Raw genomic sequence first — 19,120 nt, forward strand, 5'->3', positions numbered from 1 at the left:
ATCCCCCCGCCGCCCCGCGCCGACCGGCGCGTCCCGCCGCACCGCGCCTAGACTCGAGGCCATGTCCTTCCCCCATCAGCGTCCCCGTCGGCTCCGCCAGTCCGCCGCCCTGCGCCGGCTGGTCGCCGAGACCCGCATCCACCCGAACCAGCTGATCCTGCCGGCCTTCATCAAGGAGGGCGCCGCCGAGCCCGTGCCGATCGCCTCGATGCCGGGCGTCGTGCAGCACACCACGGACTCGCTCAAGGCCGCCGCGGCCGAGGCCGCCGAGCTGGGTCTAGGCGGCATCATGCTGTTCGGCGTGCCGGCCACGCGCGACGCCGTCGGCAGCGCCGCCCTGGACCCGGACGGCGTCCTGAACCGGGCCATCCGGGACGTGAAGGCGGAGGTGGGGGACGGGCTCGTCGTGATGTCCGACCTGTGCCTGGACGAGTTCACCGACCACGGCCACTGCGGCGTGCTCACCGCCGAGGGCGCCGTGGACAACGACGCGACGCTGGAGATCTACGCCCGGATGGGCGTCGCGCAGGCCGAGGCCGGTGCGGACGTGCTCGGCCCCTCCGGGATGATGGACGGCCAGGTCCGCGTGATCCGGGAGGCCCTGGAGGGCGCCGGCCATCACGAGACCGCGATCCTCGCCTACGCCGCGAAGTACTCCTCGGCGTTCTACGGGCCGTTCCGCGACGCCGTCGACTCCCAGCTCACGGGCGACCGCAAGACCTACCAGATGGACGCCGCCAACCGGAGCGAGGCCCTGCTCGAGGTCGCCCTCGACCTCGAGGAGGGCGCAGACATGGTGATGGTCAAGCCCGCGATGAGCTACCTGGACATCGTGCGCGACGTGGCGGACATGGCGGACGTGCCCGTCTCCGCGTACCAGATCTCGGGGGAGTACGCGATGATCGAGGCCGCCGCCGCACGCGGCTGGATCGACCGGAAGGCCTCGATCGTCGAGTCCGTGCTCTCCATCCGGCGCGCCGGCGCCGACTCCGTGCTCACCTACTGGGCGGCCGAGCTCGGCCGCTGGATGAAGGAGGGGTCCCTGTGACCGCGTCCCAGCCGACCACCAACGCCGCCGCCTTCGCCGCGGCCCAGGCCGTCATCCCCGGCGGCGTCGACTCGCCCGTGCGCGCCTTCGGCTCGGTCGGCGGCACGCCCCGGTTCATGGCCGGCGCACGCGGCCCGTACCTGACCGACGTCGAGGGCAACGAGTACGTGGACCTCGTCTGCTCGTGGGGCCCCATGCTGCTGGGCCACCAGCACCCCGAGGTCGTCGAGGCCGTCCACGCCGCCGTGGACCGCGGCCTCGGCTTCGGCACCTCCACGCTGGAGGAGACCGCGCTGGCCGAGCTGATCGCCTCCAAGGTCCCGGTCGAGCGCGTGCGCTTCGTGTCCACCGGCACCGAGGCCACCATGACGGCCCTGCGCCTGGCCCGCGGCGTGACCGGCCGCAACCTGATCGTGAAGTTCGCCGGCTGCTACCACGGCCACTCGGACGGCCTGCTGGCCGCGGCCGGCTCGGGCGTGGCGACCGCCGCCCTGCCCGGCTCCGCGGGCGTCACCGAGGCCGCCGCCTCCGAGACCCTCGTGGTGGACTACAACGACCGCGCCGCCGTCGAGGCCGTGTTCGCCGAGCACGGCGAGCGCATCGCCGCGCTCATCACGGAGGCCGTGCCCTGCAACATGGGCGTCGTGGAGCCCGCCGAGGGCTTCAACGCGTTCCTGCGCGAGATCACCCGCCGCCACGGCGCGCTGCTGATCTGGGACGAGGTGCTCACCGGCTTCCGCGCCACCGCCACGGGCGGCTGGGGCCTGTCCGGACAGTCCGAGGGCTGGACCCCGGACATCTGGTGCTTCGGCAAGGTGATCGGCGGCGGCATGCCCGCGGCCGCCCTGGGCGGCTCCGCCGAGATCATGGACCACCTGGCCCCGCTCGGTCCGGTGTACCAGGCCGGCACCCTCTCCGGGAATCCGGTGGCCATGGCCGCCGGCCACGCCACGCTCTCCCGCGCCGACGAGGCCGTCTACGCCGCCGTGACGCGCGCCTCGGACGCCGTGCGCGAGGGCCTCGTGGCCGCCCTGGACGCCGAGGGCGTGGACCACTCGATCCAGCGGGCCGGCACCCTGTTCTCCCTGGCGTTCGGCACCTCCGGCACCGGCGTGCGGGACTACCGGGACGCCCAGGGCCAGGAGGTCTTCCGCTACGCCCCGTTCTTCCAGTCGATGCTGGCCTCCGGCGTGTACCTGCCGCCGTCCGTGTTCGAGGCCTGGTTCGTCTCCGCCGCCCACGACGACGCGGCGGTCACCCGGGTGCTCGACGCGCTGCCGGCCGCGGCGAAGGCGGCCGCGGCGGCGACGCCCCAGGGCTGAGACCCGGGTGCGGGTCGGGGCCGGGTGCTCAGCGCTCGGCCTCGACCGGCCAGTGGCGCGAGACGGTGGCCTGCGGGTCCTTGCGTCGCAGGTACTGCTCGAAGCTCTCCGCCTGCTCGGCCTTCCAGCGCACCTGCCGCTCGTGCAGGTCCGCCGGCGCCATGCGCAGCTGCTCGTACTGGGCGGCCAGGGCGTCGGCCACCTGGACGGCGGCGAGGGCGTCCGCCGCGGAGGTGTGCGCGTTCTCCAGGGTCACCCCGTAGTGCTCGGACACCGCGGAGAGCGTGCGCTTGCCCTTGCGGAACCGGTCCACCTGCTTGTCCAGCACGAACGGGTCGATCACGGGGCGGGCCTCGAGCGGCGTCAGCCCGTGGCGGCGCGCCTCCCGGTCCATCACCGTGAAGTCGTACACGCCGTTGAACGCCACCACGGGGATGCCCGCGGCGAACAGGTCCCGCAGGGTCTCGGTGATCTCCGCGACGCCCTGCGCGGCGGGCATGCCCTCCGCCTGCGCCCGCTCCGTGGTGACGCCGTGGACCTCGGCCGCCTCGGCGGGGATGGGCACGCCCGGGTCCACGAGCCACTCGGCCGACGACGCGGCGCGGCCGTGCTCGTCCACCATCACCAGGGTGGCGGTCACGATCAGCGCGGTGCGCGGATCACGTCCGGTGGTCTCGAGGTCGAAGCCGGCGCGGATGCTCTCATGCCAAGTCACGCGCCTCACGCTACCCGGAGCGGCGGACACGACAGGATGGGGTCGTGACCGATCACCCTGTGCTCCCCGCCGCTCGCCACCGCGACGACGGACCGCTCACCCTCGGCGAGGGGCTCGAGGCGCTCGCCCGTCTGGTCCCGCCCGGACGCGCCGTCAGCTACGGGGGGCTGGCCGGCCTGCTGGGGGTCGGCGGTCCGCGGCAGGCCGGCCGGGCGATGGCCGAGTCGAGCCCCGGCACGCCGTGGTGGCGCGTGGTCCGGGCCGACGGCTCGCTGCCCCTGGAGCTGGCCGCGCGGGCCGCCGTCGAGCACGAGCGGGAGGCCACGCCCCGCACCCCGGCCGGGCGCGTGGACCTGCACCGGGCCCGCTGGGAGCCCGACGACGGCGCCGCGCGGGCGATCCGTGCGATCGCCGACCGTATCGTGTCCGGGCCCGGTGCGAGGATGAGGCCATGACCAGGGAACACGGGGTGGACCCCGTCGACGACGACGCGGCGGCGCCGGAACGGGCCGCTCGGCTGGTGCGCACGGCCGCCGCACCCGAGGACCGGATCACGCTGACGGACGAGCAGGAGGCGATCGCCTCGCTCGCCCCCGGGCACGGCGCCGTGCTCGTGCTGGGCGCCCCCGGCACGGGGCGCACCACCGTGGCGGTCGAGTACGCGGCCCGCCGGATCGAGGCGGGGCTGGACCCCGAGTCCCTCCTGCTGCTGGCCCCGAGCCGGGACGCGGCGGCGCGGCTGCGCGACGCCCTGACCCGCCGGCTCGCCGCCGCCGGGCGGGGCACCCGCGCCGTCACCCCCGTGCGGACCTGGTCCTCCTACGCGTTCGACCTGCTGCGCCGCGCCCGCGTCACGGGACCGCTGAGGCATCTGGAGGTCGCCCCCCGGCTGCTCACCGGCGCCGAGCAGGACACGGTCATCGCCGAGCTGCTCGAGGGCTACGCCGCCGGCCTCGCCGCCGCGCCGGACTGGCCGGCCGACGTCGCCCCCGCCGTGGAGGCGAGGGGATTCCGCCGTGAGGTCCGCGAGCTCGTGGACCGCATGAGCGAGCTCGGCCTCGAGCCGGGCCGCCTGCAGGAGCTCGGCACCGCCCACGGGCGCCCCGAGTGGGAGGCCGCGGCCGTGCTGCTGCAGGACTACCGGGACCGGATCGACCTGGGCATGGCCGAGGCGTTCGACGCCGCCGGGCTGCTGTCCGCCGCCGTCCGCGTGCTCACCGAGCGGCATCCGGAGGACCCGGAGCGCGACGCCGCGGCGCAGGCGTTCGTGGCGGAGGAGCGGGACCGCCTGGCCGTGCTCGTGGTCGAGGACCTCCACGAGGCCACCCCCGCCGTGCACGACCTGCTCAGCGTGCTCGGCCGCGGGCGGGACGTGCTGCTCACCGCGTCGCCGGACACCACCGTGGAGGGCTTCCGCGGCGCCCGGCCCGACCTCCTCGCCCGGTACCCCGGGGTCCTCGACCCCGATCCCGTGCCGGGGGCCGCCCCGCTCGCGTCCCCGGACGGACGCGTCCGGGTGCTGACGCGCGGGCACCGCATGCGCGCCGAGGTCCAGGACGCCTACCTGCGCGTGGCCCGCCGGGTCCGCCAGCGCACCGCCGGCGTCGAACGGACCCGCACCGAGACCGTCCCGGCGGACGGCGACGGCGCCGTCCGGGCGCACGTCGTGCCCACCCGCGCCCACGAGGACCAGCTCGTCCTCGAACGGGTGCTGCGGGTCCACCACGAGGACGGGGTGCCCCTGGACCGGATCCTCGTGGTCGCCCGCTCGGGCTCCCGGGTGGCCGCGCTCGCCCGTCACCTGGAGGCCGAGGGCGTCCCCGTGCTGCGGGACGCCGCCGGGCTCGTGCTGAAGGAGGAGCCCGCCGTCGCGCCCCTGCTCACCCTGCTGGACGCGGCGGGGGCGCTCGCGGAGGATCCGGAGGCCGGGGTCGAGGACGTGCTCGATCCGGACGAGGTCGTGGGACTGCTCACCGGCCGGTACGGGATGGCCAGCGCGCTGCACGTGCGGCGGCTGCGCCAGGACCTGCTGGCCGCCGAGCGGGGCCGGGGCGGCCGGCGCACCTCGGACGCGCTGCTCGCCGCGGCCCTGCTGGACCCGAGCCTGGCCGGCCCCGAGCACGAGCGGCACCGCGCCCTGCGCCGGGTCCACTGGATGCTCCGGGACGGCCTGGAGGCCGCCCGCGCCCCCTCGGCCTCGCCCGAGACCGTGCTGTGGGCGCTGTGGTCCGCCTCCGGTCGGGCCGAGCGATGGCGTTCGCTCGCGCTGCGGCCCGCCGAGCACGCGAACGAGCGCCGCGAGTCCCGCCGGGCGGACGCGGACCTCGACGCCGTCGTCGCCCTGTTCAAGGTGGCCGAGCGCTTCGTGGACCAGTTCCCGGGCGCGTCGCCCGAGTCGTTCGCCGTCTACATGGAGTCCCAGGACCTGCCCGTGGACACCCTGGCCCGCCGGGCCGAGTCCGGTGACGCCGTGCACGTGCGCACCCCCGCCGCGGCGGCCGGCCAGGAGTGGGACACGGTGATCGTCGTGGGCCTGCAGGAGGGCGTGTGGCCGAACACCCGGCTGCGCGGCCAGCTGCTCGGCGCCACCGACCTCGTGGACCTCGTGACGCTGCCCGCGGACGCCCCGTGGCCCACGGACCACCGCACCCGGCTGCGCGAGGTCCGCCAGGACGAGCTGCGCATGCTCGCGGCCGCGGTCTCCCGGGCACGGCGTCAGGTGGTCGTCACGGCCGTGCGCGCGCCGGATGAGGGCCCCTCCGACTTCCTCGACCTGGTGGACCCGCCCGAACGGCTGCCCGCCGAGGCGCGCGACGCCGCCGGCGCCCGGCGGCTCACCGCGGTCCCCGACCCGATCACGGCGCCCGCGCTCGTCGGCCGGCTGCGCCGCGTCCTGGAGGCCGGGGACGAGGCGGACGCGGCCGACGGGGTGACACCCCGGGCGGCGGCGGCCGCCGGCCTGGCGGTCCTCGCCGAGGACGGCGTGACCGTCGCGGACCCCCGACGCTGGTGGGGCCTGCTGCCGCTGTCCACCGAGGCCGCGCTCGTCGACCCGGAGCGCGAGGTCGTCGCGCTCTCGCCCTCCCGCGTGGAGACGGCCCTGCGCAATCCGCTGGACTGGGTGCTGTACCACGTCGGCGCGAACGCGGGCGGGACCCTCGCCCAGTCCGTGGGCACGCTCGTGCACTCGGTGGCCGAACACCATCCCGAGGGCGTGCCCGAGGACGTGCGTGCCGAACTGGAACGCCGCCTGCCCGAACTCGGTCTGCCGGAGGGCTGGATCACGGAGATCGAGCACGACCGGGCCCGCGGCCTGGTGGACGCCTACATCGGCTACTGGAGCATCGCCCGGGCGGCCGGGCGTCGGCCCGTGGCTCAGGAGGTGCGGCTCCTCGCGGACCTGACCTGGGGCGGGACCACCGTCCGGATCACCGGCGTCGTGGACCGGCTCGAGGCGGACGCGCAGGGCCGACCCTTCATCGCCGACCTCAAGACCGGCCGCAGCGCGCCCACCGGTGCGGAGATGGCGCGCCAGCCACAGCTGGCCGCCTATCAGGTGGCCGTCCGCGCCGGCGGTCTGGAGCAGGTCCGGGACGACCCCGCCACGGACCCCGCCCGGCGCGCCGCGCTCGCCGGCCTGGAGCGGCCCGCGACGCCGGCCGGCGCGGCCCTCGTCCAGCTCGGCGCGGGCACCCTGAAGACCAAGGTGCAGGACCAGCCGGCCCTCGAGGACGGGGACACCTGGGCGCTCGAGCAGGTGTTCACGGCGGCCCGTCGCACCACGGGGCCGCGCTTCCTCGCCCTCCACGAGGCCGGCGCCCGTCGGTGCGCGCTGCCCTCCGTCTGTCCGCTCTGCTCCGAAGGAAGGCAGGTCACCGAATGGCCCCGCTGACCGGCGATCCCGCCGCCCCGACCGATCGTCCGCGCGTCGAGGACGCGGTCCACTCCCCGGAGGACATCGCGGCGCGGCTGCGGCTGCCCCCGCCCACGCAGGAGCAGGCCGAGGTGGTCACCGCCCCGCTCACTCCGCGCCTGGTGCTGGCCGGCGCCGGCTCCGGCAAGACCGCCACCATGGCCGACCGCGTGGTCTGGCTCGTGGCCAACGGTCTCGTGCGCCCGGACGAGGTCCTCGGCGTCACGTTCACCCGGAAGGCGGCCGGTGAGCTCGCCGAGCGGATCAACGGGCGCGTGGACGCCCTGCTGCGCTCCGGCCTCGAGATCCCCGGCTTCGACGGGGAGCCCGAGGACCTGGGCCGCGCCTCGGTGTCCACGTACCACTCCTACGCGGGCGCGCTCGTGCGGGACCACGGCCTGCGGATCGGCGTGGAACCGGAGGCGCGGCTGCTGGGGGACGCGGACGCCCACCGGCTCATGGGCGCCGTCGTGCGTTCGCATCCGGTGGTCGCGGACGCCCTCGGCGTGGCCCCGTCCCGGCTCATCACGCAGGCGCTACGGCTGGCCGGGGACATGGCCGAGCACCTGGTGACCGCGGACGAGGTGCGCGGGTTCCTCGCCCGGCTGGCCGAGCAGGGGAGCGCCCTGCCGCTGCCCCCGCGCGCCAAGACCCCCTCGAAGGAGATCCAGGAGTTCCTGACCGGCCTGGCGGACCGCGCCCTCATGGCGGACCTCGTGGCCCGCTACGACGAGGTCAAGCGCGAGCAGGACGTCATGGACTTCGGCGACCTGCTGCGCCACGCGGCGCGCATCGCCGTCGAGGTGCCGGCGGCCGGCGAGCAGGAGCGCGCACGGTTCCCCGTGGTGCTGCTGGACGAGTTCCAGGACACCTCCCACGCCCAGATGCGGATCTTCGCCGGGCTGTTCGGCCCGCGCGGCCCCGAGGACGACGCGCCCGGGCTGGGGCACTGCGTCACCGCGGTGGGCGACCCCCACCAGTCGATCTACGGCTTCCGCGGCGCCTCCGCCGGACAGCTCTTCGCCTTCCCGCACGCCTTCCCCCGGCTGGAGACCGGCCCCGGCGGCGCCCCGCGGCGCGTGAACGCGGACGTCTCGCACCTGACGATCGCGTGGCGCAACGAGGAGGCGATCCTGGCGGTCGCCAACGCCGTCGCCGCGCCGCTGAACGCCCACGCCGCCGCGGCGGGCGGCGCGCCGGTGGAGGTGCGCACCCTGCGGCCCCGGCCGGGCGCGGGGGAGGGCGTCGTCCGGGTGGACCGGTTCGTCACCGCGGAGGAGGAGGCCGCCGACGTCGTCGCCCGCCTCGGCGCCCTCACCGGGGCCGGGCCCGGGGGGACCACCCCGAGCCGCGCCGTCCTGTGCCGCACCCGCGCCCAGTTCGGCCCCGTGCTGGACGCGCTCGACGCCGCCGGCCTGCCCTACGAGGTGCTCGGGCTCTCCGGGCTGCTGGCGCTGCCGGAGGTCGCCGAGGTGCTGGCCGTCCTCCACGTGCTGGCCGACCCCACTCGCAGCGACCAGCTCGTCCGCCTGCTCACCGGCCCGCGCTGGCGCATCGGCGTGGCCGACCTCGAGGTGCTCCAGGAGCGCGCCCGGTTCGTCTCGCGGCTGCGGGCCAGGCGGGCCGCCGGTGGGCGGGAGGACCCCGCCGGGGACGCCCCGGACGTGGCCCCGGTCCGGGACGTGAGCCCCGAGGAGGACGCCGACGCCGCCGCCCTGCTGGAGGCCCTCGACTCCCTGCCCGGGGAGGGGACGGACTGGGTCGGCTCCCGCGGCCGCGGCTTCTCACCCGAGGGCCTGGCCCGACTGAGGGCCGTCAACGCCGAGCTGCGCCGGCTCTCCACGCGCACCGGGGAGGACCCGGCCGACCTCATCGCGGAGGTGATCCGTGAGACGGGGCTGGACGTGGAGGTGGCCCTGCGGCCCGGCGTCTCCGCGGCCGCGGCCCGGCGGCACCTGAACGCGTTCCAGGACGCGGCCCGCGACTTCGTCGCCGGCACCACGGCGACGGACCTGACGGCGTTCCTGGCCTGGACGGAGTCCGTCCTCGAACACGAGGACGGCCTCGGCGTCGAGAACGCCGAACCCACCCCCGGCCTGGTCCAGGTGCTCACCGCGCACGCCTCGAAGGGGCTCGAGTGGGACGTCGTCGCGGTCCCCGGCCTGCAGGAGGGCACGTTCCCGTCCACGCGGGCGGACCGCTGGACCAGCCCCCGGGCCGGCGCGCTGCCATGGCCCCTGCGCGGGGACCGCGCGTCGCTGCCGCAGTGGGACGGCTCGTGGGCACAGGACCAGCGGGACTGGGTCCAGTCGGCCGGCACCGGATACAGCTCCAAGGCGGCCCAGGAGGGCAACCCGGACCCCTATGCCGTGGCAGTGGCCGCCCACGCCGAGCGCGAGGAGCGGCGCCTGGCCTACGTCGCGTACACGCGCGCGCGATCCGCCCTGTGGCTGAGCACCTCCCTGTTCAAGGGCGTCAACAAGGAGCCCCTGCCGGCCTCGGCCTTCCTCGAGGAGGTGGCCGGTCTGGCGGGGGAGGTGCCCGGCGTCGCGCTCGGCCCCGTCCCGGCCGAGGACGACCTGCCCGAGGCCAACCCCGTCGCGGGCCGGACGCTGGTCGCCCGCTGGCCCTTCGACCCCCTCGACGGCCCGGAGGCCTTCGTCGCCGACCCGGAGGATCCCGAGGACGAGGAACGCTGGCAGCCGCTGCCGCGCCGCTCCCGGGCCCGCCGGCACGGGGTGGAGGCGGCCGCCGCGGCCGTGCACGCCGCGGACCCGGCGGCGCTCGGAGACGACCCGGAGCTGGCCCGCCAGGTGGACTGGGTGCTGCTGCGCCGTCGGGACGTCGCCGGGACGGGCGGGGAGACCGCCCTGCCCGAGCACGTCTCCGTGTCCCTCTACGGCGAGCTCGCCGCCGACCCGCAGGCCGTGGCCGAGCAGCTGCGCCGGCCCCTGCCCCGGCCGCCCGCGCACGCGGCGCGGCGCGGCACGGCGTTCCACGCGTGGCTCGAGGAGCGCTTCGGGGCCACCGGCATGCTGGACATCGACTCGGCCGAGGACGCCGCGGACCTGTGGGTCGACGAGGCCCTCGACCTCGGCCCCATGCAGGAGTGGTTCCGCTCCTCGCACTGGGCGGAGCGCACCCCGGCCTTCGTCGAGGCCCCGGTCGAGACGACGGTCGGCGGGATCACGCTGCGCGGCCGGGTCGACGCGATCTACCGCTCCGGCGGCGACCCCCGCCTGCCCTTCGACCCCGAGGCCGACTGGGAGCTCGTCGACTGGAAGACCGGCGCCGTGCCGCGGGGCCGCGACCTCGAGCTCAAGTCGCTGCAGCTGGCCGTCTACCGGCTCGCCTGGTCACGGCTGCACGGGATCCCGCTGGAACGGATCGGGGCCAGCTTCGTGTACGTGGCCCACGGGCAGGAGCGCTCCTTCCCGGACCTGCCGGGGGAGGAGGAGCTCGAGCGTCACATCACGGACGCCCTGGCCCGTCGTTGATCGGCCGCACCACCTCGACGGCGGGCACCGGCCCCGTCTCCGGGTCCGCGGTTCTCGCGTCCGCGGCCTCACGGGCGTCCTCCGCCGCATCCCGGGCGTCCTCGGCGGCGTCGGCGGCCGCGTCGGCCTCCGCCTGGCGCGCGGCCGCCTCCTGCGCGGCGCGCACGTCGCTCGCGAGCTCGGCCAGCATGGCCTCCGCCTCGGCGACCATCGCCGCGTCGTGCCGGTCCAGGCCCCGCGTGAGCCACTGGGCGAGGGCGAACTCGGCGAGCAGCGCCGCACGGCGCATCAGGTGCGCGTCGCCGTCGTCGGCGGCCCCCGCGTCGGCCCGCCGGGCCGCGTAGGCGTCGAGGACGCGGTCGGCCAGGTCCGGGTCCGTGGCGGCGGCCAGCCAGGCGACGTCGTCGGCCGGGTCGCCCACGTGCAGGTCCGTCCAGCCCGTCACGCCCACCACGCGGCCGCGCTCGAGGAGCAGGTTGTCCTCGTGCAGGTCACCGTGCACCGGCACCGGGGTGAACCGCCACAGGGCCTCCTCCTCCATGGCCTCCTCCCAGCGGCGCAGCAGCAGGGGCGGCACGCGGCCGGAGGTGGCCGCCTGGTCGAGGGCGTGGAGGTGACGCTGCCGGATCTGCTCCGCCGTGTAGGAGGGCAGGTCCGCGTGGTCCACGACGTCCGAGGGCAGCGTGTGGATCGCGGCCAGCACGCGGCCCACGTCCTGCACCGCGGGCTCGCCGAGCCGGGCCAGCTCGTCCAGGGTGACGGGACGCCCGGGCATGTCCTGGTAGACGAAGGTGCGCAGCCCCTCGAGCCGCACCGCGCCCGCCACGGAGGGCGTGCGGAACGGCAGGCCGGCGCGCACCGCCGGGGTCAGGCCCGCCAGCACCTGCAGCTCCGTCTCGAGACGGATGCCCGCCTCCGGGGTGCGGGGCGAGCGGACACGCCACCGCTGGCCCTCACCGTCCACGACGACGGCGGTCGAGAAGTCCGCGGGGTCGTCCGGGCTCGCCTCCACGGAGACGGGGGCGAGGCCGGGGACGGCCGCGGCGGCCAGGGCTGCGAGACGAAGGGGCTGACGATCCACCCCTCCAGCCTAGGCGCGGAACGCCCTCCCCCGTCGTCGGGCGCACCGGAGACGGGTCGCTAGCCTGGACGCATGGCTTCCTGCCCCCCGTCGTCGTCCGACCGCACCGCCGCACCGCCGCTGGCCCTGCCGCTGGCCCGCGAGGAGCTGGACCGCGGTGCCGTGGCCCGCCTCGACCCGGGCCACCTGGCGGCCGTCTGGGCGCGCGAGGGGACGGAGGTCCTGTGGCTGCAGGGCGGCCGCGCGCCGGTCGCGGACGGCCGGCTCGTCTTCACCGCGCCCTCCGGCCCCGTGCCGGCCGAGGCCGCGTATCTGGGCCGCGGCACCGCGGCGGACCGGGGCCCGCACGGGCGGGAGCGCGAGGTGGTCTCCGTCGCCGTCGAGCCGCCGGCGGCCCTGCCCGAGGACGCGGCCACCGCGCTCGCGGACGCCGTGTGGGTCGGCCTCCGCGACGCGGCCGCCGCCCTCAGCGACGCGGACACCGGGCTGTTCGTGGCCGCCGTCGCGAACGCCAACTGGCACGCCACCCACCGCTTCTGCGCGTTCTGCGGCGGCGTCACGGACGTCGAGGCGGCCGGCTGGGTGCGTCGTTGCCGCGACTGCTCCCGGGAGCAGTTCCCGCGCACGGACCCGGCGGTGATCGTGGCCGTCATCGACCCGGCCGGGCGGATCCTGCTGGGCCGCAACGCGGCATGGCCCGAGGGGCTGTACTCCTGCCTGGCCGGGTTCGTGGAGCCGGGGGAGTCCCTGGAGCACGCGGTGGTCCGGGAGATCGCGGAGGAGTCCGGGATCACGGTGACGCAGCCGCGCTACCGCGGCTCCCAGCCGTGGCCCTTCCCACGCTCGCTCATGCTCGGCTTCACCGCGCTGGCCCCGGCCGGCGCCGAGCCGGTTCCGGACGGCGAGGAGATCCTCTCCGTGCGCTGGTTCGAGCGGGAGGAGCTCGCGCGTCTGGCCCGCGAGGGCGACGTCACCCTGCCCGGGGCCGTGTCCATCGCGCGGGCGCTCATCGAGGATTGGTACGGTGGGACGCTGCCCGATGCGCAGACCCTGATCACCTAGGAGGACTCGTCCCGCATGAGCACTCCCGACGAGATCCTCCGCGGCCTCGACCCGGAGCAGCGCCGGGCCGCCACGGCCCTGCACGGGCCCGTCTGCATCCTGGCCGGCGCCGGCACCGGCAAGACCCGCGCCATCACGCACCGCATCGCCTACGGCGTTGCCTCCGGCGTCTTCGACCCGCACCGCACCCTCGCCCTGACCTTCACGGCGCGCGCGGCCGCGGAGATGCGCACCCGCCTGCGCGATCTCGGCGTGGCCGGCGTCCAGGCCCGCACCTTCCACTCCGCTGCCCTGCGCCAGCTGCAGTACTTCTGGCCCCAGGCCGTGGGCGGCCCCATGCCCTCGCTGATCGAGAACAAGGTGCGCCTGCTCACCGAGGTCGCCCAGCGCATGCGGATGACCGTGGACCGGGCCGGACTGCGCGACCTCGCCGGCGAGATCGAGTGGGCCAAGGTCTCCCTGCACGCCCCCGAGGGCTACGCGGAGGCCGCCAAGGAGCGGGAGATGCCCGCCGGCTGGACCGCCACCACCGTCGCCCGTCTCTACACGGGCTACGAGGAGGCCAAGACGGCCCGGAACATGATCGACTTCGAGGACGTGCTGCTGATCCTCGTGGGGATCCTGTCCACCGAGCCGCAGATCGCGGCCACGATCCGGGACCAGTACCGGGTGTTCGTGGTGGACGAGTACCAGGACGTCTCGCCGCTGCAGCACCGCCTGCTCGACCTCTGGCTCGGCGACCGCGGCGACCTGTGCGTCGTCGGCGACGCCTCCCAGACGATCTACTCGTTCACGGGCGCGACCTCCCGCTTCCTCACCGACTTCCGTGAGCGGTACCCCGCGGCCACGGTGGTCCGGCTCGTGCGCGACTACCGGTCCAGCCCGCAGATCGTGGAGGCGGCCAACCGCCTGCTGGCTGACCGCACCAAGGCGGGGGAGCGGGACCGCACGATGCCGCGCTGGCCCGACCCTCTCGAGCTCGTCTCCCAGCGGCCGGCCGGCCCCGACCTCGTGTTCGCGGAGTGCACCGACGACGAGGCCGAAGCCGGCTGGGTCGCGGACCGGATCGCGGCGCTGATCGACGACGGCGTGCCCGCCTCCGAGATCGCTGTCCTGTTCCGCACCAACGGCCAGTCCCAGGCCTTCGAGACGGCGCTGTCCTCGGCGGGCATCGGCTACCAGCTGCGCGGCGGCGAGCGGTTCTTCTCCCGGCGCGAGGTGCGCGACGGCATCCTGCAGCTGCGGGCCGCCGCCCGCGCCGCCCAGGACCTGACGGGCGACGACGTCACGGACCGGGTGCGGGACGTGCTCTCCTCGCTCGGCTACTCCGCCGAACCGCCGTCGGCCTCCGGCGCGGCCCGTGAACGGTGGGAGTCCCTGCACGCCCTCGTCAACCTCGCCGACCAGCTCGCCACGACGCGCGGGGCCGAGTTCACGCTGACCGAGCTCGTGGCCGAGCTCGACGAGCGCGCCCAGCACCAGCACGCGCCGACGGTGCAGGGCATCACCTTGGCCTCGCTGCACTCCGCCAAGGGGCTCGAGTGGGACGCGGTGTTCCTCGTGGGCCTGTCCGAGGGGCTCATGCCGATCTCCTTCGCGGAGACCCAGGCCGAGGTGGACGAGGAACGGCGCCTGCTCTACGTGGGGATCACGCGTGCCCGCCAGCACCTGTCGCTGACGTGGACGCTCTCGCGGGGCACGGGCGGGCGCTCCACCCGGCGGCCCTCCCGGTTCCTGTGGGCCATCGACCCGACCCTCGGCGGCACCCGCGAGCACGCCCCGGCCCGTGGTTCCGCGGCCGGCCCGACGGCGCCGCGGCGCCGGGGTGCGAAGGTCGCCGTGTGTCGCACGTGTGGCAAGCCCCTCGAGACGGGAGCCGAGCGCAAGGTCGGCCGCTGCCTGGACTGCCCCGCCACCTACGACGAGGCGGTGCTCGAGGAGCTGCGCGACTGGCGCACCCGCACGGCCGCCGAGATGCGGATGCCTGCGTTCGTGGTGTTCACGGACGCCACCCTCGTGGCCATCGCCGAGGCCATGCCGAAGACCCCGGCAGAGCTCCTGAAGGTGCCCGGCCTCGGCAAGGCCAAGCTGGAGAAGCACGGACCGGAGCTGCTCGAGCTGCTGCACGGCACCCCGACGGCCTGAGCCGCGGGCCCGCACCCCGTTCCGCCGGCGGCGCCGCTCCCGTCAGAACGCCCAGCCGAGCGCGTCCGGGTCGCAGGCGCAGCCGGGCCGGGGGCGGACCTTCACCCGGCGCGTGCGTCCCGTCACGCGATCGGCCCGCAGCACGCCGGGGGCCGGTCCGGTCCGCAGGGCGTCCACCGTCAGCACGGCGGCCCGCAGCGCCGCGAGCCCGTCCACCTGTCCCCGGTGCGCCGACGGGCCGGGCGCCGTCGGGGCACCGGGGACGCCCGCCGGGTCCGCAGGCCATCGGCACAGCGGGCACCCGCGCACCCCGGGGGCGCACCACGGTCCGACCGTGACCGCTCTCGGCCCCACCGTGACCGGCAGCAGCGGGTGGTCGGCGGCGAGGGCCTGCGCGGCCAGGTCCGCGTCGAGCACGGACCCCACCGCCACCGTCGCCTGCCCCACGAGCACCGGCACCGGGCCGTGGTGCGCGAAGACGCGCAGCCCGGGGGCCACATCGCCCAGCCGGCGCTCGAGCGCACCCGCCCGGGGCCGACCGAGGTCCCCGGGCAGCAGGCCGGTCCCCAGGTCCGCGGCGTCGACGGGCCGCGGATCCCACAGGGCCAGGCGCAGCGCCCCGGCCCCCGCCAGCGCGTGGGCGATCGCCGCGCCCACCGCGTCGAGGCCCGCCACATGGACGTCGGTCGGCGGGGCCCACGCCCCCGGCTCCAGCGCTGACGCGGCGGCGTCATGAGGGACGGTGGTGACGGTCTCGGCGACGGTGCGCACGGCTCTCCTCTCAGCTCGGTGCCTCCCACCCTGCCAGGGCACTCCCGGACCGCGCCGGATTGTCCACAGCCTGCGGCCCATGCCGGACAATGGCCGGATGCGCCCTGTCCCGCCCACCCCCGGCCGCCCTCCCCGTGCCGTCCCGGCCGCCCACCGCGGTCCCGCCCGCGAGAGCATCGATCTGGACTGGGAGGGCACGCCCGTGCGGCTCGTGCGCTCCACGGCCCGCACCCGCACCGTCTCGGCGGCGTGGCGCGACGGCCGCCTGCAGGTCAATGTCCCGGCCCGGCTCTCGGCCGCGCAGGAGCGCGAGTGGATCGGCCGGATGGTCGCGAAGGTGGGCGCACGCGGCGGGACGGGGCAGCCCGCGGCCGACCCGGACGGCCGCCCCGCCGACACCCGCTCCGACGACGCGCTCCTGGCCTGGGCGGGACGTCTCTCGGCGGCGCACCTGGGCGGGCGGGCCCGTCCGGTCTCGGTCACGTGGTCGGCCCGGCAGCGCCGCCGCTGGGGCTCGTGCACGCCGGCCCGCGGCACCATCCGGCTCTCGACGCAGCTGCGCGGCATGCCGGACTGGGTGGTGGCGGCGGTGCTCGTCCACGAGCTGGCCCACCTGCTGGAGTCCGGTCACGGCCCGGCCTTCCGGCGCCTCGTGGACCGGTACCCGCGCTATGCCGAGGCGATGGCCTTCCTCGACGGGGTCACCTTCGCCGAGGGCCGCGGTCGCACGGCGCCGGACCGGTGGGCGGAGGACGAGGACGCGGGCTGACACGACGGCGGGCGGCCCGCACCCGAGGTGCCGGACCGCCCGCCGCCGTCGTGCCGAAAGGGGCTCAGCCCTCGCGCGGCGCGTCGCCGAAGCCGCCCTCGAGGAGCTTGCGCAGCTCGTCGTCGAGGGACTCGGTGCTGGCGTCCGCGGCGGAGCGGCGCCCGGCGTACCCGGCGGGGTCCTCGAGGTCCTCCGCCGTGGGCTGACGCTCGGGATGCCGCCAGATCTCCTCGCGGTACTCCGTGCCGTGTTCGGCCGTGACGTGCTCCCAGAACGCGGCGGCCTCGCGCAGGCGGCGCGGGCGCAGCTCGAGGCCCACGAGGGCGGCGAAGGCCTGTTCGGCCGGGCCACCCGAGGCGCGGCGGCGGTTCATGGTCTCGCGCAGGGCGGCCGCCGACTCGAGCGGGCGCGCGGCCTCGGCGACCACCACGTCCACCCAGCCCTCCACGAGGGCGACGAGCAGCTCCAGCTGGTCCAGCGCGGCCTGCTGGGTGGCGTCCGGGGCGGCGATGAAGGACGCCCCGTCGAACACGGCCTGCAGGGAGCCGGGGTCCATCGGGTCCACCGACTGCGCGGCCCGCTCGATGCCCTCGGTGTCCAGGCGGATGCCCGCGGCGTACTGCTCGACGGCGGCGTACAGGTCCCGCTCGAGCCACGGCGAGTGCAGGAACAGGCGCATGCGTGCGGTCTCGCGCAGGGCCAGGTAGATGCGGATCTGGTCGTCCGGCACCGAGAGCCCGTCGCCGAACTCCTCGATGTTCACGGGGACGAGGGCGAGGCGGTGGCCGGCGACGGGCAGGCCGATGTCCGTGCCCGAGAGCACCTCCTTGCCCAGGGCGCCCACGGCGCCGCCGAGCTGCAGGCCGAACATCGTGCCGCCCATGTTCTTCAGCATGGGCTGCAGCCCGCCGAGCAGGGAGGCGTCCATGCCCTCGGGGAGCTGGCCCGGCAGCTGCTGTTCGATGGCCGCGGACATCGCGCGGGACATCGAGACGGCCACGGGCTCGGTGAGCCGGCGCCACTGGTCCATGGTCGCCTCGACCCACTCGGCACGGGACCAGGCCACGCCGACGCTGCCGACGGGCTCGGTCTGCGTGACGCCGTCGAGCCACAGCTCGGCCAGCCGCAGCGCCTCGTCCACCTCGCGTCGCGCGAACGAGCCGACGGCCGGGTCCTCGCCGGCCACGGCCTGGCGGGCGGCCTGCTTCGCCAGAGTCCAGTTCACGGGGCCGTCCGAGCCGGAGCCGGAGCTCATCATCGCCTGGAACTGGGCCATGGCCTGCTGCATCATGGCCGGATTCAGCTGGGACGGGTCGAAGGGCACCCCGCCGGGGCCGCCCAGGCCCTCCATGGCGCGTCGGACTTCGTCCGGGTCGGGGCCCTGGCCGCCGAAGAGCTGCCGCAGCATCTCCTCCAGGGGGTCGCGGCCGTCGTCGGATCCGGGCGTGCGCGCGTCGTTGCTCATGTCTCCAGCGTATCCGCGTCGGCGCGGCGCGCCCGCCCTCCCGACGTCGCGGCGGCGCGGTTCGCCCATGGCGCACGGCATCGCGCGGGGCAGGCGGGGGTCGCGGCCCCGCGTAGACTGGTGTGACCGTCGCCGCGCGGCACGTGCCCGGCGGCGAGGACGGCCCGATCAGGACCCCCAGGAAAGACGGTGTCGCGTGCGCGCAGTGCCCCCGAGGACCACCCGCGTCGCCCGCGTGCCCTTCTCCGGGTGGCTCGCCCTGGGCAGCGCCGGGCTGGCACTGCTGGCCCCCACCCCCTACATCCTCGAGGGCCCCGGCCCCGCCGTGGACCTGCTGGGCGAACGCGAGGGTCGACCCGTGCTGCGCGTCGAGGGCGGCGAGGCGGACCCGGGTGAGGGGACCCTGGACATGACCACCGTGATGGTCGGGGGCCCGCCCATCAGCACCACCTCCCTGCTCGACCTCGGCCGCGGCCTGACGGACCCCGCCGTGGACGTGGTCCCGCGCGAGCTGATGTACCCCACCGGCGTCACCTCCGACGAGGTCGGCGAGGCCAATTCGGCGGCCATGTCGGACTCCCAGCAGACCGCGACCGCCGCGGCCCTGCACGAGCTCGGCCGCGAGGTGCCCCAGCGGCTCGTCGTGCAGCAGCTCGTGCCCGGCGGGCCCGCCGAGGGCGTCCTGCGGGCCGGGGACGAGGTGATCGCCGCCGAGGGACGGCCCGTGGCCGACCTGGAGGCCGTGCGCGCCGCCGTCGGGGCCGCGGGGCCCGACCCGATCACGCTGACGGTCCGCCGCGACGGCGTGGAGCAGGACCTCGAGGTGCCGGTGGCGGCCGCCCCCGAGGGCGCACCCCAGCCGTGGCAGATGGGGGCCCTGATCGAGACCGCCTACGACGTCCCGGTGGACGTCGAGCTGACCGTGCCGGACATCGGCGGACCCTCGGCGGGTCTGATGTTCGCGCTCACCGTGATCGAGCGGCTGACCCCGGGGGCGATGACGGGGGGCGCCCCGATCGCCGGAACGGGCACGATCACGGGGGACGGCGTCGTGGGTCCCATCGGCGGGATCCCGCAGAAGGTGCGCGGCGCCGCGGAGGCGGGGGCCACGACGTTCCTCGCCCCCACGGCGAACTGCGAGGAGCTGGCCGGCCGTGTTCCCGAGGGTCTCACGGTGTACCCCGTGGACACGCTGGGCCAGGCCCGCGACATCGTCGAGGCGGTGGCCCGGGGGGAGACCCCGGCCGCCGCCCGGACGTGCGGCTGAGCCGACGCACACCAGGACCACCAGACCACCAGACCGGACGACATGGCCGGGGCGCAGCGCCCCGG

13 protein-coding genes are annotated in these 19,120 nt (G+C 76.4%); 9 read left to right on the plus strand and 4 right to left on the minus strand.

Annotated elements, in window-relative coordinates; all coding sequences use genetic code 11:
* Positions 1 to 61: 61 nt before the first annotated feature.
* Both hemB and hemL read left to right on the plus strand, forming a co-directional pair.
* Complete coding sequence (gene hemB, locus AC0VX4_RS03620; protein WP_002854942.1) at positions 62 to 1,048, plus strand: porphobilinogen synthase; 987 nt, start codon at positions 62 to 64, stop codon at positions 1,046 to 1,048.
* Positions 1,045 to 2,370 carry a glutamate-1-semialdehyde 2,1-aminomutase gene (gene hemL, locus AC0VX4_RS03625; protein ID WP_002854940.1) on the plus strand — a complete coding sequence of 442 codons (1,326 nt, stop codon included), beginning with the start codon at positions 1,045 to 1,047 and terminating at the stop codon, positions 2,368 to 2,370. The genes hemB and hemL overlap by 4 nt, the downstream gene beginning before the upstream one ends.
* Before the next feature lie 28 nt (positions 2,371 to 2,398).
* On the opposite strand, the gene AC0VX4_RS03630 is transcribed toward hemL, so the two are convergent.
* Positions 2,399 to 3,085 carry a 3'-5' exonuclease gene (locus AC0VX4_RS03630; protein WP_002854938.1) on the minus strand — a complete coding sequence of 229 codons (687 nt, stop codon included), beginning with the start codon at positions 3,083 to 3,085 and terminating at the stop codon, positions 2,399 to 2,401.
* A 44-nt stretch (positions 3,086 to 3,129) separates the two neighbouring features.
* On the opposite strand from AC0VX4_RS03630, the gene AC0VX4_RS03635 reads away from it, so the two are divergent.
* From AC0VX4_RS03635 to AC0VX4_RS03645, 3 genes are read left to right on the plus strand one after another with little or no spacing between them, the layout of a single operon-like run.
* Positions 3,130 to 3,540, plus strand: a complete 411-nt coding sequence (locus AC0VX4_RS03635; RefSeq protein ID WP_002854936.1) for an MGMT family protein — start codon at positions 3,130 to 3,132, stop codon at positions 3,538 to 3,540.
* On the plus strand, positions 3,537 to 6,977 hold the full coding sequence (locus AC0VX4_RS03640) for an ATP-dependent helicase (protein ID WP_060774609.1): 3,441 nt from the start codon (positions 3,537 to 3,539) through the stop codon (positions 6,975 to 6,977). The genes AC0VX4_RS03635 and AC0VX4_RS03640 overlap by 4 nt, the downstream gene beginning before the upstream one ends.
* On the plus strand, positions 6,965 to 10,495 hold the full coding sequence (locus tag AC0VX4_RS03645) for an ATP-dependent helicase (protein ID WP_475464597.1): 3,531 nt from the start codon (positions 6,965 to 6,967) through the stop codon (positions 10,493 to 10,495). Before AC0VX4_RS03640 ends, AC0VX4_RS03645 begins: the two co-directional genes overlap by 13 nt.
* On the opposite strand, the gene AC0VX4_RS03650 is transcribed toward AC0VX4_RS03645, so the two are convergent.
* On the minus strand, positions 10,470 to 11,576 hold the full coding sequence (locus tag AC0VX4_RS03650) for a phosphotransferase (RefSeq protein WP_002854927.1): 1,107 nt from the start codon (positions 11,574 to 11,576) through the stop codon (positions 10,470 to 10,472). The genes AC0VX4_RS03645 and AC0VX4_RS03650 overlap by 26 nt on opposite strands.
* A gap of 72 nt (positions 11,577 to 11,648) precedes the next feature.
* On the opposite strand from AC0VX4_RS03650, the gene nudC reads away from it, so the two are divergent.
* Both nudC and AC0VX4_RS03660 read left to right on the plus strand, forming a co-directional pair.
* Positions 11,649 to 12,638, plus strand: a complete 990-nt coding sequence (gene nudC, locus AC0VX4_RS03655) for an NAD(+) diphosphatase (protein ID WP_136940973.1) — start codon at positions 11,649 to 11,651, stop codon at positions 12,636 to 12,638.
* Positions 12,639 to 12,653: 15 nt separating this feature from the next.
* Complete coding sequence (locus AC0VX4_RS03660) at positions 12,654 to 14,783, plus strand: ATP-dependent DNA helicase UvrD2 (protein ID WP_002854920.1); 2,130 nt, start codon at positions 12,654 to 12,656, stop codon at positions 14,781 to 14,783.
* Between the two features lie 42 nt (positions 14,784 to 14,825).
* Here AC0VX4_RS03660 and AC0VX4_RS03665 read toward each other — a convergent pair whose 3' ends face one another.
* The gene (locus tag AC0VX4_RS03665) at positions 14,826 to 15,554 is read right to left on the minus strand and encodes a ThiF family adenylyltransferase (RefSeq protein WP_002854918.1); all 729 of its coding nucleotides are present in this window, start codon (positions 15,552 to 15,554) and stop codon (positions 14,826 to 14,828) included.
* Positions 15,555 to 15,651: 97 nt separating this feature from the next.
* Here AC0VX4_RS03665 and AC0VX4_RS03670 point away from each other — a divergent pair, with 97 nt between their 5' ends.
* On the plus strand, positions 15,652 to 16,323 hold the full coding sequence (locus AC0VX4_RS03670) for a M48 metallopeptidase family protein (RefSeq protein WP_002854916.1): 672 nt from the start codon (positions 15,652 to 15,654) through the stop codon (positions 16,321 to 16,323).
* 64 nt (positions 16,324 to 16,387) lie between these two features.
* Here the strand turns inward: AC0VX4_RS03670 and AC0VX4_RS03675 are convergent, their stop codons facing one another.
* Complete coding sequence (locus AC0VX4_RS03675; protein WP_002854914.1) at positions 16,388 to 17,788, minus strand: zinc-dependent metalloprotease; 1,401 nt, start codon at positions 17,786 to 17,788, stop codon at positions 16,388 to 16,390.
* Between the two features lie 196 nt (positions 17,789 to 17,984).
* Between AC0VX4_RS03675 and AC0VX4_RS03680 the strand changes: the two genes are divergently transcribed.
* Entirely contained in the window at positions 17,985 to 19,055 is a 1,071-nt protein-coding gene (locus AC0VX4_RS03680; protein WP_232502377.1) for a YlbL family protein, read from the plus strand.
* Positions 19,056 to 19,120: the final 65 nt, after the last annotated feature.

The sequence above is a fragment of the Micrococcus sp. 63XJN7_8_ISO-PGPR-S23-253 genome, from assembly GCF_056173425.1.

What these genes read in the sequence shown, in the direction of transcription:
- hemB (WP_002854942.1), top strand. Translation starts at nt 62, where the DNA reads ATGTCCTTCCCCCATCAGCGTCCCCGTCGGCTCCGCCAGTCCGCCGCC.
- AC0VX4_RS03640 (WP_060774609.1), top strand. Translation starts at nt 3,537, where the DNA reads ATGACCAGGGAACACGGGGTGGACCCCGTCGACGACGACGCGGCGGCG.
- AC0VX4_RS03645 (WP_475464597.1), top strand. Translation starts at nt 6,965, where the DNA reads ATGGCCCCGCTGACCGGCGATCCCGCCGCCCCGACCGATCGTCCGCGC.
- nudC (WP_136940973.1), top strand. Translation starts at nt 11,649, where the DNA reads ATGGCTTCCTGCCCCCCGTCGTCGTCCGACCGCACCGCCGCACCGCCG.
- AC0VX4_RS03660 (WP_002854920.1), top strand. Translation starts at nt 12,654, where the DNA reads ATGAGCACTCCCGACGAGATCCTCCGCGGCCTCGACCCGGAGCAGCGC.
- AC0VX4_RS03670 (WP_002854916.1), top strand. Translation starts at nt 15,652, where the DNA reads ATGCGCCCTGTCCCGCCCACCCCCGGCCGCCCTCCCCGTGCCGTCCCG.
- AC0VX4_RS03675 (WP_002854914.1), bottom strand. Translation starts at nt 17,788, where the DNA reads ATGAGCAACGACGCGCGCACGCCCGGATCCGACGACGGCCGCGACCCC.